Annotated in this window: 11 protein-coding genes; 10 read left to right on the top strand and 1 reads right to left on the bottom strand. The window is 26.5% G+C overall.

The window, feature by feature from the left end; genetic code table 11:
* Window positions 1-9 precede the first annotated feature (9 nt).
* From flhB to AMRN_RS11115, 10 genes are read left to right on the top strand one after another with little or no spacing between them, the layout of a single operon-like run.
* Entirely contained in the window at window positions 10-1,062 is a 1,053-nt protein-coding gene (gene flhB, locus AMRN_RS11160) for a flagellar biosynthesis protein FlhB (protein WP_099310396.1), read from the top strand.
* A 4-nt stretch (window positions 1,063-1,066) separates the two neighbouring features.
* Window positions 1,067-3,061, top strand: coding sequence for a tetratricopeptide repeat protein (locus AMRN_RS11155; protein WP_099310395.1), 1,995 nt, complete (start codon window positions 1,067-1,069; stop codon window positions 3,059-3,061).
* Window positions 3,062-3,063: 2 nt separating this feature from the next.
* On the top strand, window positions 3,064-4,368 hold the full coding sequence (gene fliI / locus AMRN_RS11150) for a flagellar protein export ATPase FliI (RefSeq protein ID WP_409454889.1): 1,305 nt from the start codon (window positions 3,064-3,066) through the stop codon (window positions 4,366-4,368).
* Window positions 4,365-5,510, top strand: a complete 1,146-nt coding sequence (locus AMRN_RS11145) for a flagellar hook-associated protein 3 (protein ID WP_099310393.1) — start codon at window positions 4,365-4,367, stop codon at window positions 5,508-5,510. The genes fliI and AMRN_RS11145 overlap by 4 nt, the downstream gene beginning before the upstream one ends.
* Window positions 5,511-5,522: 12 nt before the next feature.
* A complete protein-coding gene (flhA, locus tag AMRN_RS11140; RefSeq protein ID WP_099310392.1) occupies window positions 5,523-7,640 on the top strand; it encodes a flagellar biosynthesis protein FlhA in 2,118 nt (705 codons plus the stop codon).
* 2 nt (window positions 7,641-7,642) lie between these two features.
* Complete coding sequence (locus AMRN_RS11135) at window positions 7,643-9,103, top strand: BatD family protein (RefSeq protein WP_099310391.1); 1,461 nt, start codon at window positions 7,643-7,645, stop codon at window positions 9,101-9,103.
* Entirely contained in the window at window positions 9,100-9,807 is a 708-nt protein-coding gene (locus tag AMRN_RS11130) for an efflux RND transporter periplasmic adaptor subunit (protein ID WP_099310390.1), read from the top strand. Before AMRN_RS11135 ends, AMRN_RS11130 begins: the two co-directional genes overlap by 4 nt.
* Complete coding sequence (locus AMRN_RS11125) at window positions 9,794-11,503, top strand: molybdopterin-dependent oxidoreductase (protein WP_099310389.1); 1,710 nt, start codon at window positions 9,794-9,796, stop codon at window positions 11,501-11,503. The genes AMRN_RS11130 and AMRN_RS11125 overlap by 14 nt, the downstream gene beginning before the upstream one ends.
* Window positions 11,490-12,671: an MFS transporter gene (locus AMRN_RS11120; RefSeq protein ID WP_099310388.1), complete on the top strand. Its 1,182-nt coding sequence runs from the start codon at window positions 11,490-11,492 to the stop codon at window positions 12,669-12,671. The genes AMRN_RS11125 and AMRN_RS11120 overlap by 14 nt, the downstream gene beginning before the upstream one ends.
* A gap of 18 nt (window positions 12,672-12,689) precedes the next feature.
* Window positions 12,690-14,669 (top strand): sensor histidine kinase, encoded by a 1,980-nt coding sequence (locus AMRN_RS11115; protein WP_099310387.1) that lies wholly within the window; start codon window positions 12,690-12,692, stop codon window positions 14,667-14,669.
* On the opposite strand, the gene bioD is transcribed toward AMRN_RS11115, so the two are convergent.
* Window positions 14,641-15,273 (bottom strand): dethiobiotin synthase, encoded by a 633-nt coding sequence (bioD, locus tag AMRN_RS11110; RefSeq protein ID WP_099310386.1) that lies wholly within the window; start codon window positions 15,271-15,273, stop codon window positions 14,641-14,643. The two genes, AMRN_RS11115 and bioD, sit on opposite strands and share 29 nt — an antisense overlap.
* Window positions 15,274-15,321 lie beyond the last annotated feature (48 nt).

Genomic DNA, 15,321 nt, shown 5'->3' with positions numbered 1-15,321 from the left:
GGTTAATTTATGGCTGATGAAGATGAAAAAACCGAAGAACCCACACCCAAAAAGATTGAAGACGCCAAGAAAGAGGGTAATGTCAATAAATCTATGGAAGTTACAGGTGCTGCAATTTTATTTTTTGGATCGATTTATTTAGTATTTTTTTCAGGTCATTTTTGGACTCAAATAAAAAAATTAATGCTTTACTCTTATGGTTTTATAGGACAAGAGTTAGATGCTAATATATATTATACATTAACTTATACTATTACTATGACTATGTTATCAGCACTAGCTCCATTATTTGCTTTAGTTTTTCTTCTAACTTTAATTACAAATTGGACTCAATTTGGATTTGTTGTTACTCCTTTGAAGTTTGATTTGCAAAAGCTAGATCCAATAAAAGGTTTTGGAAATATTTTTGGTTTAAAAAAAGCCATTGAATCATTAAAACTAACAATGAAGTTAATAATTATTATGGGTGTAATGGTTGTTATTATTTTGCTAACAGGAGAAGATTATCTTGCGATGATGAATATGTCTTTGCATGCAACATTAAGCAAAATGATTGATTTAACTGTTATCTTTTTAGCAAGTATATTACTTATTATAATAATTTTTGCTATAATGGATTTTTTCTTTACAAGATTTTATTATTTAAAATCATTAAGAATGAGTAAACAAGATATAAAAGATGAATTTAAAAATATGGATGGTGATCCTCAAGTAAAGGGGCGTATTAGAAAAATACAGATGGAAATGTCTATGAAAAGAATGATGTCAGATGTTCCAGATGCGGATGTTGTTATTACAAATCCTACTCATTATGCTGTTGCTTTAAAATATGATAATCAAGTAGACACTGCTCCTAAAATGATTGCAAAAGGTATTGATTTTATTGCATTAAGAATAAAAGATGTAGCTAAAGAGAATGATATTCCAATTATTGAAAACCCTGCACTAGCTAGATCTATACATGATCAAATTGAAATATCTCAAGAAATACCAGGTGAGTTTTACAAGGCAATTGCAGAGATATTTGCATATGTATTTGAATTAAAAAAGAAAAAGAGGTAGTTGTTTGAAAAATATAATAATTTTATTTTTATTAGTATCATTTTCTTTTGCTAAAAAAGATTTTTACTATAGCTTTATAAACTCTGCAAATGAACAAATTTCTCAAGAAAGAAAGCAAGCAATTGCAGATGGTTTTGATATTATTGAAAATGTAAGAATGCTCGCAAAAAAAGGTAAGGTTGATGAAGCCTATGATCAAATAAATGATTTTAAAAATAAAAATAAAATAAAACTTTTAGAAACAGATATTTATGTATTGTATGCTGAATTATCACTCAAAAAGAAAACAAAAAGATTTATCCTAGATGCAGTAAAAGAGCTAGAAACTGCTATAAATAGTTCAAAAATAAGAGAAGACCAACTTGCAAAAGCTTATATGCTTTTAGTCGATTTAAAACTTTATTCAAACAAAACTAGTGAGGCTGAATATTTTGCAAATATTATTATTAATAGTTTTAATGACAATGTTACTAAAGCTTATGGAAAAATACATTTAGCAAAAGTATATAAATTTCAATACAAATATGATAAAGCTGCTAGAATCTTATATGAAGTTTTAACTAAAACAACAGATATTTTAGTAGCAACAATTGTAGCAGATGAACTTTTTGATGTTTATATTGCAGATAATAAATATGATGAAGCTTATGAATTAATCTCTAAAGTATTAGATAAAAATATAGAGTATTATGCAAAGGATTCTTATTTAGCTTTAGATAAAGTAGATAGATTAATAAATGCAAAAATGCCAGAGTTTGCAATTAAAATTTTAACTGAACTGATTAAACGAACAGATGATAAACAAATGATTGAAGAGTTTAAAATTAAACTTGCAAATACATATATGCTTATGTATGAGGGAACACCAAAATATTTAATAAAAGCAAGAGAATTATATGAAGATATTTTAAAGAATTATCCAAATGGTATGTATGTTGATAAAGCAAAAATGTATATTGATGAAATTTATATGAGAGAAGGAAAAATTGATCCAAATGTTGTTTCAAACAAATACAATGAATCTGCGTCAATGCAACAAAAAGTATTATTACAAGAGTTGCTAAATGAGAAAAGAGATAAAAAGTATGAAACAATATTAAGGAAAAAAAGAGTTTATAGTAAAATTTCAAATTCAATTGCTAAAAGATTTGGTTATGATAGTATGAATGCAATTTTTGATGTAGTTAATATTGAGATGATAAAACAGTATTTATCAGAAGGAAAATGTGCTTTATTAAATACTACACTAAAAACATCAAGAAGAGAAACTTTACAAAAATTAATAGATGATGAAGAAACAAAAGAAGATTTTTTCCAGTGTATGGTTCAAGAACCATATGAAAGAGCATACTTACTTATGAAAGATGCATTTAATAGAAGCAGAGATGCACAAATATATCTTTATTTGGAACAAATGGCATATAAATTAGGCTTATTAGATGAAGCAATGGGCTTTTCTGCCAAAGTAGAAATGGTAGATGATAAAGATGTTTTAGCAAAAGAGTTTTTATATAGATTTTTGATTTTAAATTCAAAAAATGAACCAATATCAATGAAAAGATTTTATTCATATGCTCAGAATAATAAAGACTATATAAAAGCAAATGAAAATAATCCTATGATTATTGACTTTTACTATCAATATTATCTTTATTTATTAGAGCAAGATAAAAAAGAAGAAGCTTATGAAATATTGACTAATTTATATAATAAACAAAAAGATATAAAAGCAAGAGTTTATTCTCCTTTTGTTGAACAAGAACTTGCAAAATATGAAAAAAATAAAAACAATACACAAAAAGCTTTAAACTATTTACTTGAGGGCTTAGATACAAATAGAAAGATTAAGCCAAATGATTTAGTAAAATCATATTATGAGGTTATAAAAGCTTATGAAACTTTAGAAAATAATCAAAAAAAAGAAGAATATGTTAAAAAGTGCAAAGAGGTTGAGGGTACACAAGATAGTTTATATAAAAAAATGTGTGATGAGATGTAATGATGGATATTGATAGTTTACTAAATAGCATAGATAGTGCAAATTTATCAATTCCTTTTGGAAGAATAAAACACATAAGTACAACAACAATTGTAGCAACAGGAATTGAAGTTGCAGTTGGAGATATTGTTAAAATTGAATCAGTTCAACACCTTTATACTGTACTTGGAATGATAGCTTCAATTGATGGACAAGATTTTACAATCGTTCCTTTTTCTTTTATTGAAGGTTTTAGAATACATGATAAAGTCTACTTGCAAAAAGAGGGCTTGAATGTTAAAACTGGATATGGTCTTTTAAATAGAGTTGTAAATGCACTTGGTGATCCTATTGATGGCAAAGGAAAGATTAGAGATACTCCTGAGAGTTCAGCAATCAATAAGCTTTCTATGCCTGCATTAGAACGAGGTATAATTAATCAAAGATTTTCAACAGGTGTTAAGGCAGTTGATTCTATGCTTACATCAGGGAAAGGTCAAAAAGTAGGTATTTTTGCTGGTTCTGGTGTTGGTAAATCAACGCTTATGGGAATGATTGTAAAAGGTTGTGAAGCTCAGATAAAAGTTGTTGCATTAATTGGTGAAAGAGGGCGTGAAATTCCTGAGTTCATTCATTATAATTTAGATGACAATTTGGAAAATACAATTATTGTAGCTGCAACCTCTGATGAGTCAGCATTGATGCGTAAATATGGTGCTTTTACAGCAATGGCTATTGCAGAATTTTTCAGAGATAAAGGTCATGATGTCCTTTTGATGATGGATTCAGTTACAAGATTTGCAATGGCACAAAGAGAAATAGGTTTAAGTACAGGTGAACCACCTGTAAGTAGAGGTTATCCACCTTCTGTTTTTGCACTTTTGCCTCAACTTATGGAAAGAGCTGGTAGCAATGCAAAAGGTTCAATAACAGCATTTTTTACTGTTTTAGTTGATGGTGATGATATGAATGATCCAATAGCAGATCAAAGTAGGTCAATTTTAGATGGTCATATTGTATTAACAAGAGATTTGACAGAGCAAGGTTTTTATCCTCCAATAAATCTTTTAAAATCAGCTTCAAGGGTAATGGATAAGGTTGTTGATGATAATCACTATAATTACTTTTTAAAGTTAAAAAGGGTATTATCTCTTATAAAAGAGAATGAGGTACTTGTTAGAGTAGGTGCATATAAAGCTGGAATGGATCCAGAACTTGATAATGCATTAGCTAAAAAAGAGAAGATAAGAGAATTTCTTACTCAAGGCACTAAAGAACAATATACCTTTGAAGATATTGTTAATATGCTTAAGGAGGTGCTACAATGATTAATAGTTTAAGTGAATCTATGTACAGATTAGATATATTAAATGAAAAGTATGAAAGAATAAATTATCAACAAAGTACTAAAAAGAAAATAGACGATGGAAGTGATGATTCTTTAGTTTTTACAAAAGAGATTTATATTGAGGATAAAGTTTCAGTTTATGAGGGAATAAAAAAACAAATTGAAATAATTGATGCTCAAAATAATTCAGCTGACTCTTCAGTTGCTGATATTAAAGATTTGATGTCAACAATTAAATCTGAAATTTTAAGAGCACTTGATGGTACTATGGATGCTGAATCAAAGAAAAGTATTGCTATTAATCTTGAGGGTATGAAAAAAAGTATTCTTTTATTTTCAAATGAACAAGCAAATGGTGAGTATTTATTTAGTGGAACAAATGGTGGTCAAGCTCCTTTTGTTGAAGATCCTGTAACTGGAAAGATTACTTATGAGGGTAATGGATATTTAAAAAAAGTTGCTGTGGAAGAAGGCTCTTATAGAGAAAGAGGTGTATCTGGCTTTGATTTGATGATGAACACTGTAGATGAAGCAGCAGTTGGAGAAAAATTAAATTTTAGTGAAAATCAAAGAATAATAGATGAATCTGGTAATGAGTGGGTTTTAAATCCAGCTGTTCCTGAAATAGTTAAGCATACTGAAATGGGTGCTACTACTGAAACTATGCCAGTTACTGAAATCTTGCCTTCAACTACACCAAAAACATATGAAACAACTAATCCTGTAGCAATTCCTGGGCAAGTTTTAGAAGCTAAAGAGAATATTTTCGATATTTTAGATACAGGTATTAATGCTTTAAGACAAGTTGATTCAACTGGTACTCCTGTAACTGAAGCTGAAGCTATGGATAAATTAAGAGAAACTTTAGAAAATGTAAATGCAGCATATGACACTATAAATGCAGCTCATACTAATTTAGGTGTTAGAAATAGAATTTTTGAAGTTTCATTAGAAAAAGTTTCATCGAAATTAACACATTATAATGTGTTGTACGAAGAAACTGCTGGAGCAAATCTTGCAAAAGTTGCAATGGAAGCAAAAGCATTAGAATTAACATATACATCACTTTATACGACGATAAATAAAGCTAATGAAATGTCATTAGTTAATTTTGTTAGATAATTTTAGGTTTAAATGAATATAAGAAAGATACTGTCAAAAGATTTATTTGTAGTAGCACTTTTTGTTGCTATACTTATGATTATTATTGTTCCTTTATCAAAAGGAGTTTTAGATTTCTTCTTGGTAGTATCTTTATCTTTGTCTTTACTTATATTATTGATTTCATTATATATTCAAAGACCATCTGATCTTACTACATTTCCCACAATTATTTTAATACTTGCACTTTTTCGATTGTCTTTAAATATTGCAACTACAAGATCAATTTTAAGTGAAGGACATAACGGTCCAGAAGCCGTAAGTTCAATAATCTCCGCCTTTGGTGATTTTGTTGTTGGTGGTAATATGGTAATTGGTATTATCATTTTTATTATTCTTGTATTAATTAACTTTATGGTTGTAACAAAAGGTGCTACCAGAGTTGCTGAGGTTACTGCGAGATTTACACTTGATTCAATGCCTGGTAAACAAATGGCAATTGATGCTGATTTAAATGCTGGGTTTATTGATGATAAAGAAGCACAAATAAGAAGAAAAGAGTTGATCTCTGATGCTAACTTTTATGGAGCTATGGATGGTTCATCAAAGTTTGTTAAAGGTGATGCTGTTGCTGGTATTATTATTACTTTAGTAAACTTAATTGGTGGACTTTTAATAGGACTATTTCAACATGATATGACTGTTTCTCAAAGTGGAGAGATTTACACTATTTTAACTATTGGAGATGGTTTAGTAGCGCAACTTCCTGCTCTTATTTTATCAACTGCAACAGCTATTATTATTACTCGTTCAAATATGGATGAGGATAGATTTGCAAATCAATCAATTTTACAATTAGTAAAAGATAGTAAAGCCTTAATGCTTGTTGGTATAGGAATGATTCTTTTTGGATTTATACCAGGATTTCCAACTGGAATATTGTCTATTATGGGACTTTTAATGATGGGTACTAGTTATACTATTTTTATGGTAGAAGAACAACAAGATAACTCAATTACAAGGTTTTTTAAACCAGATGCACCTAAAAAAGGTGATGCTAAAACATCAAAAAGTGTTGAAGAATTAAAAGAGATGAAAAAACAAAAAGGACCTGATGAAGCTCAAGCAATTGAAACTATTATGAAAATGGAAGTACTAGAACTAAAACTTGGTTTTAGACTTTTACAATTGGTTCAAGGTGATTCAGAGTTACTTGATAAAATTAAAGGAATTAGAAAAACAATTGCTGCTGATTTAGGTTTTATTATTCCTCAAATTAGAATCTCTGATGATGCAAATTTATCGCAAAATGAGTATCAATTATATTTAAAAAGAATTCCAATAGTAAAAGGGCGAGTTGAAACAGAGAAGCTTCTTGCTATGGGTGGAATTGGCAATGAAAAATTAAAAGGTTTACATGTAAAAGAACCTGTATTTAATTTAGATGCAACATGGATTTCACCTGAACTAAAAGAAGAAGCATTGATGAAAGGTTTTACTGTTGTAGATGCTCCAACAATTATTTCAACTCATATTTCAGAAACAATTAAAAATCATTCAGAAGATATTATTACAAGACAAGATATTGTGGATATTATTGAAGGCTTAAAAAAAGATTTCCCAATTGTTGTAGAAGAAGCGATGAAAGTAACATCTTATGGTTCGTTGTTAAAAGTGTGTAAAGACTTACTACATGAAAAAATTCCTATTGTTGATATGTTAACAATAGTTGAAGCAATTGCAGATATTGCAGAGTTTACAAAAGCACCTGACGTGTTACTTGAACATGTAAGAAGTAAGCTTTATAGACTTATAACACAAAGATTTAAAGACAATGATGGAACACTTCATATTATAACTATAAAGCCAGAGCTTGAACAACAATTTATAGGAAAGCTTCAAGAGCAACATGGAGTTTCTCAACTTATGCTTTCTATTTCAGAAATAAATAATTTAGTTACAAAAACAAAAGAGACAATAGAGCAAGTTGAATCAAGAGGATTTGGTAAAGTTGCAATGGTTGTTGATCCACTTTTAAGAAAAAGGGTATCTGAAATATATGAAAAATTTGGACTTCAAGTTGCAGTCTTATCACATGCTGAACTTGATTCACAAGCAAATTTTGCCATTGAGGGAACAGTAGAGTTTTAAAGATGAAAATATTTAAATTTATAATAGCTTTAGTACTTTTTTTTAATTTTGCTTATGCTAATGTAAAACTTGATGCAAAATCTTTTTTTATAAAAGGTGAAGCTTATACATTTTCAATTATTGCAACAGGTAAAGATATAACTTTCCCAAAAATTGAAAATATCAATAAAGAATCGGTAGATACTATTTCTACTCAAAACTCAATAAGTATAATTAATTCAAAAGTAGAAAAGAAAATCATTAAAAGATTTAGGTTTTTTCCTAATAAAGAGTTTATACTACCAAGTTTTGAATTTGAGATTGATGGAAAAAAGTATAAAACAAAAAGTTTAGAAGTAAAATCAAGAAAGATTGAAAAAAGTGATTTTAAATTTGCTGATTTTGAAATTAGTAGTTCTAAAAGTTCAGTTTATGTAGCACAAGAGTTTAAATTAAAAGTAAAATTTAAATATAAAGAAGATTTAAATGTGCAAGATTTAAATATATCAAATGCAAATTTTAAAGACTTTTGGTATAAGCAAACAGATAACTCAAAACACTATAAAGAAGGTGGTTTTGTTGTAAATGAGTTAGAGTTTTTACTATTTGCTCAAAAAAGTGGAAAATTAAGAATTGAACCTTTTAAAATCACTATGCAATTACTTGATATTAATTCAAGTAATTTTTTTATGAATAATAACTATATAACAAAACAGATATACTCAAATGACTTAGAAATTGATGTAAAGCCATTACCTCAAGGCATTAATCTAATGGGAGATTTTGATATAGAAACTTTTCTTGATAAAACACAAATAAATCAAGGTGATGCAGTATCTTATAAAATTAAAGTTAGTGGATATGGAAATATTGATGATATAAATGATTATACATTAGATATAAAAGATGCTCAAATCTTTGAAAATAAAGCTGATATTAGTACTGAAATTAAAGATGATAAACTCTATGGAACGTATGAAAAAAGTTTTTCTATTATTCCTAAAAATAGTATAAAACTTAAAAGCTTAGAGTTAAAATATTTTGATGCTAAGACAAAACAAATAGTTAGAAAAAAAACAGATAGTTATGAAATAAATGTAAAAAAAACTAAAGAAAAAAAATCAGAATTAATTACTCCTAAAAAAGAAAATGTGATTGTAAAAGAAGTTGTCAAAACTTCAATAAAAGATAGAATAGTATTTTTTATTTTAGGTTTTATTCTTGCATTATTAATAGTTTATTTATATAAGTATGCTATAACTAAAAGATTAAAAAAGCAAAAAGAGAGTACTCTTTTAGTAAAAATAAAAACTTCAAAAACATCAGATGAATTAATAAAAGTCTTAGCTTTTATGATTAAAAAAGATGAAAGTTTAGATGAACTAATTTTTAAGCTTCAAAAGATTGAAGATAATGAAGAATTTAAAATTTTGAAAAAAGATATATATTCACTTGTAAAGCAAATAGAAAAAGGAAAAAAATGAGATACTTATTAGTATTTTTTATTAGTGCAAACTTTGTTTTTGCTTCAGTTTTTTATGCAAAACTTGAACCAATCAATAGTTATAAAATAAAATCAAATGTGAGTGGTAAAGTAATATTTTCAAATGAAGATATTGAAGGGAAAAAAGCAAATAATTCTTTGATAATTGAACTTGATTCTTATGTTGATAGAATTGATTTAAAACAAACACAAAATAAATTAGAATCTGTAAATAGCATGATTGAAATAGAAAATAAAAATTATGGAAGAATGAAAAGGGTATCTTCAAAGTCAGATTTTGAAAAAGATAATCAAAAATTAAAAGTAATAAATTTACAAACAACAAAAGCAGATATAAAAATAAAAATTGCTAATTTAAAAGATAGTATTAAAAATAAAAAGCTAATAGAGAAAAATAATTATATTTACAATATAAATGTAAAAAAAGATGATTATGTGACTCCTGGAACACTACTTTATGAAGCAAAAGATTTAAGTAAAGGAAAACTTGAGATTTTTGTTCCCATAGATGATATTGAAAGAATTAAATCAAAAGATATATATATTGATGATAAAAAAAGTGATATAAAAATTGCTAAAATATATGATGTTGCAGATAGTGAACATATATCATCATATAAAATTGAACTTCATTTAAGTAATGTAAAAAAATTTTCAAGGCTAGTAAAAGTTGAATTCAAATAATAAAACAATCGCATGCCCACTTGATTGCTATGATACATGTGAAGCTATTGTAGTTGATGGTAAAATTAGAGGGAACAAAGGACATTTTCCAACTGATGGAAAGTTATGTTCTAATTTTATTGCATGCCTAAAAGCTGATTATTTACAAACACCTCTTTATAATAATAGAAAAATTACATTAGAAGAATCTTTAAATATCTTAGTAGAAAAACTTAAAAATGTTAATGCAAATAATAGTTTATTTTATAAAGGAAGTGGAAATTTAGGTGTTATGCAAAGTAGCTTAAAAAGTTTTTTTGCTAAATATGGTTCTACTTTAACTCAAGGAAGTTTATGTGATGGTGGTGGAGGTTTTGGTATTAAAGCCACAAGAGGTGAAGTTGTAAACCCTCCAATTGAAAAACTACTTGAAGCTGATGTTATTATTGTGTGGGGGAGAAATTTTTCTGTTACTTCTTCCCATATGTATGAGTTAGTAAAAGATAAAACATTTATAACAATAGATCCAATAAAAACACATATTGCAAAAAGATCAGAATTGCACTTATCTTTAAATCCAAAGACTGATTATGAACTTGCATTGCTTCTTACAAGATTTGCTTATATGCAAGATATGGAAGATGATGAGTTTTGTGAAAAATTTGACACAAGTGAAGATTTTTTTGATTTAGCAAAAAGCAGACCCATAATATCTTATGAAGAAGCAACTGGCGTTAGTTTAGATGATATTAATAGATTTTTTGAAATTATAGAAAATAAAAAAGTTGCATTAGTCTTGGGACTTGGAGTTCAAAAGTATTATGAAGGAGCAAATATTACAAGATGTATTGATTCTTTTGCAGCTTTTTTAGGACTTCATAATAGCTCACATCATAGTGGAGTTTGGTATTTAAGTAACTCTACATATGGCTATGAAAGTCAATTTGATACAACAAATAGTTTAATAAAAGAAGATGTGAGTGAAGTTGACTTTGCAGAATACGAGTTTGTATTTATTCAAGGTGCAAATCCCGTTGTAAGCGCTCCTAATACAAAAAGAGTTATCAATGGTTTAAAAAATAGTTTTGTTGTTTTTATGGGAACAACTTATAATGACACATGTGAATATGCAGATTTGATAATACCATCTTGTTCTTTTTTAGAAAAAGAGGATATTAGACTTTCATATGGTCACCAATATAAATCTGTTTCAAATAAAATCAATGAACCATCAAAAGATACCATTAGTGAATATGACTTAACAAAATATTTATATGAAACTTTTAATTTTGATGGTTTAAAAGATGAAAAAGAAGTTTTAGATTATTATAAGAGTTCAAAAGCAAAAGAGTATGTATTTGATAATTTTGAGTTTATTGATGATATAGAAATTGAGCATTTGTATGAACAAAAATTAGAAAATGAATACTATTTTATAACAGCAAAACAAAAAAGAAGTCTTAATTCATCTTTTAAAATTGATAATTATTTATATTTGAATCCCAAAACAAACCTAAAAGATGGGAGCAAAGTTAAACTTCGTTCAAAATATGGAGAAGCAAGTTTTGAAGTTAAATTAACACAAGATGTAAAACCTAATTGTGTTTTATGTTATGCAGGAAATAAAAAGGCAAACTATTTAACTCCATATAAAAGCGATGAGACATCTCATAGTGCTATGTATCAAGAGGTCTTAGTATCTATTGAATTACCGTAAACTTTTTAAAGAACACAAAGTAATAAGAGATTTATCTCTTGTTCAATTTATATCTTATTTTGGTGCATGGTTTTCAAATGTAGCAATTTATACAATGCTTGTGAACTTTGGTTCATCAGCTTTGGCAATCTCAGTGGTTACTGCTATGCATTTTCTTCCAGCTGTATTAATTGCACCATTTTCAGGAGCCATAATTGATAGGTTTAAAATAAAACCTTTGATGTTATTTTTGCTTATGATTGAGTTTTTAATGACATTGAGTTTTTTATTAATTGATAGTAAAGAACAAATTTGGCTTTTGCTTATTTTTATTTTTATTAGAATGAGTAGTGCTTCTATGTTTTTTTCAACAGAAATGTCACTTCTTGCAAAACTTGTCAAAGGTCCTGCTTTACAAAAAGCAAATGAAATACACTCAATAATTTGGTCTTTTTGTTATGCATTTGGAATGGCTGTAAGTGGAGTTGTTGTTAATTATATTGGTGCAAAACCTGCTATAATAATTGATTCTTTATTCTTTTTATTAGCTATTGTTGTTTTTGCAAAGATAAATTTTGTTATTAAAGACTCAATGATTACAGATAAATTTTTTACAATAATAAAAGATGGATTTATATATATAAAAAGTAATAAAATTTTAGTTCATTTGATACTTTTGCATGCAAGTGTAGGATTAACATCTTTTGATGCACTTGTAACCTTACTTGCAAAAAATGAGTACAAATATGTAATTGCTGTACCCTTATCTATTGGAATTTCAAATGCAATAAGAGCATTTGCTTTGATGATTGGACCATATTTTTTAGGACGATTTGCAAATAAGAATACATTTTTTTATATTTTAATATTTCAAGGTCTTGCTATTGCTTTATGGGCTACCTTTCAATTTAATTTTTATTATGCTCTTATAGGACTTTTTTTTACTGGATTTTTTACAACAGTTATTTGGTCATATACATATGCACTTTTGCAAGAAAATTGCGAAGAAAAATATCTAGGAAGAGTTATTTCATATAATGATATGGTTTTTATGCTTTCAAATGTTGTTACGACAATTTTTATAGGTTTAATGGCAAGTTTAACTTCTCTTGATATAATTACTTATATTATTTCATCAGTTTTTATTTTAGTTGCTTTTTACTATAAAAAGGTTTTACAATGGCTATAACTAAGCACTTTTTTTATTATGTTCCAAGAAAAAAACTTATCTAAATTAATAATATTTACTCCAATTATATTAATTATATTATTAACAACTTTAGTTACTTATACACAAGTGCGAAGTACAGAAAAAAAATTCAATGAAGATATTTCAAGATTGAAAGAAAAACTTATACTTGAAGAAAAAAACAAACTATCTCAAAAATTAACTACTATGGATGATTATATTAAGTATAAAAAAACTACTCAAAAACAAATTATGAATGAAAAAATAAAAAAAAGAGTAGAAATGGCTTATGATATTATTTTAAATAAATATAATACATATACAGGAATAGCCTCAAATAAAGAAATTAAAAAAGATTTAATACAAAGTTTAACACAAATTAGATTTGAAAATGATACATATTATTTTGTTTTAGAAGATAGAAAAAAAACTATTATTCCTTATTTATATCCAATAAACAAAAAACTTGAACATCAAAATATAATAGATATTGAAAGTAAAGAACATCAAAATTTTTTACAAAAGTATAGAAAAACTTTTCGTAAATTAAATGAGGGCTTTATTCAATATCTTTTTAAAAAGCCAAACTCTTCAATAAAATACGAAAAAATTTCTTATATAAAAAAATTTGAACCTTTTAATTGGTTTGTAGGATATGGTAAATATAAAAGTGACATTGACAAGCAAATAAAAGAAGAAGTTGTTAATAGAGTAGAGTTTATAAAAAATAGTTCAAAACAAACAATTGTAATATATAATAAAGATTTGAAAAATATAACAAGAACAAAATTAGAAAATTTTGTTCTTACTGATTTAAAGTTACATATAGAAAGAAAGTTTAATTTAAAAGATTTTGAAAAGATTAATTTTTATTGGACAAAGAATTATGAAAAATTAATTGCGTATAAATTAATAAAAGATTGGAATTGGGTTATTTTAACAAGTATTGATTTAAGAAATTTAGAAAATAGCATAATTGATGTTTTAGGTACTAAAAAAAATGAAGAAGATAAGTTTTTAAACAATAGTATAAAAATAGCTTTTTTAGTGATTTTATTTGGTTCACTTTTAACATTGCTTCTTTCAAAAAAAATTGAAATGATTTTTAAAAAATATAAAACAAATATTGAAAGTCAAAAATGTGCTTTAAAAAATATGAATGCAACACTAGAAAGCAAAGTAAATGAGAAAACAGAAGAATTAGAAAAACTAAATATGAGACTAAAAGATAAGGTTGATGAAGAGGTTTTAAAAAATAGAAAAAAAGACCAGATGTTATTTAATCAATCAAAAATGGCATCAATGGGTGAAATGATAGGAAATATAGCTCATCAATGGAGACAACCTTTAAGTACAATAAGTACAGCAGCAAGTGGAATGTCAATAAAGATTGATTATGAACTTGCAAGCAAAGAAGAGTTAAAAAAAGATTTGGAAATTATAGTTGATACTACACAATATTTATCTCATACTATTGAAGATTTTAGAAGTTTTTTTAAACCTACTAAAGAAAAAGAGAAATTCTCTTTAGTAAAACTTATAAAAAAAGATATAAATATAATGAATTCAGCTTTTAAAAATAATTTTATAGAAGTAGTTTATGAATTTGAAGATGTAGAGCTAAATACAATACAAAATGAATTAACACAAAGTATATTAAATATTTTGACAAATGCAAAAGATGCTTTAACTCAAAATAGTTCTAAAAACAGATTGATTATTATGAAAAATTTTATAAAAGGTAGTTTTGTATTTATAACTATTCAAGATAATGGTGGTGGAATAGATGAAAAAATTATGGATAAAATTTTTGAACCATATTTCACTACAAAACACCAAAGTCAAGGGACAGGAATAGGTCTTTATATGACAAGAGAAATAATTGTAAAACATCTAAATGGAACAATTAAAGTCAAAAATAAAAACTTCAAGCACAAAGAAAAAGAGTATCTTGGTGCTTGTTTTGAAATTAAACTTCCATTAGATAGTTTAACTTAGGAAAATACTCTTTTAAAAATGGTAAAGAGACTTCATTGAAACTATCTTTATCTTCATATAAATTTATGTAAAAATCAAAATCTATATTTTTTTGTTTTAAAGCATTTATACTTAATAAAGTATCATTGATACATCCAAGTTTACTAGGAGTTATAAGTATTGCATGGGCTTGAAACTTCTTTATTAAATCAATTATAAAAATATCTTTATCAATTGGAACCATAAGTCCACCTGCTCCTTCAATTATAAGTACATCACACTTTTGTTCTAGCTCTTTTTTCTTTTTTATTAAAAAATCAAAATCAAGAACAACATCTTTTTTTGCTACATATGGGGCTGCTGGAAGTTCGAACTGATATGGAACCACATCATTAATATCAAAATTAAACTCATTATTTAAGCTTTTTACTAACTCAAGCATAGCACTACCATCAAGAGGTTTATCTTTTACCCCTGTTTCAAAAGGTTTGAAGTATCCTACCTTTAGACCTAAACTGCTTAAAAACTTTGCAAATTTTTTACATGCATAAGTTTTCCCTACATCTGTATTTGTTGCACTTATAAATAAACTTTTATTTAAATAGTAATTTTTATCTTTTATCATTGTAATTTCTTTTTTGGTATAATATTTTATATTTAATATTTTATCGAA

Origin of the sequence: Malaciobacter marinus (assembly GCF_003544855.1) — a bacterium.
In the GTDB taxonomy this organism is placed as follows: Bacteria; Campylobacterota; Campylobacteria; order Campylobacterales; family Arcobacteraceae; genus Malaciobacter; species Malaciobacter marinus.
The sequence above is the reverse complement of the archived record's forward strand: the minus strand, read 5'-3'. Positions and strand labels throughout refer to the sequence as shown.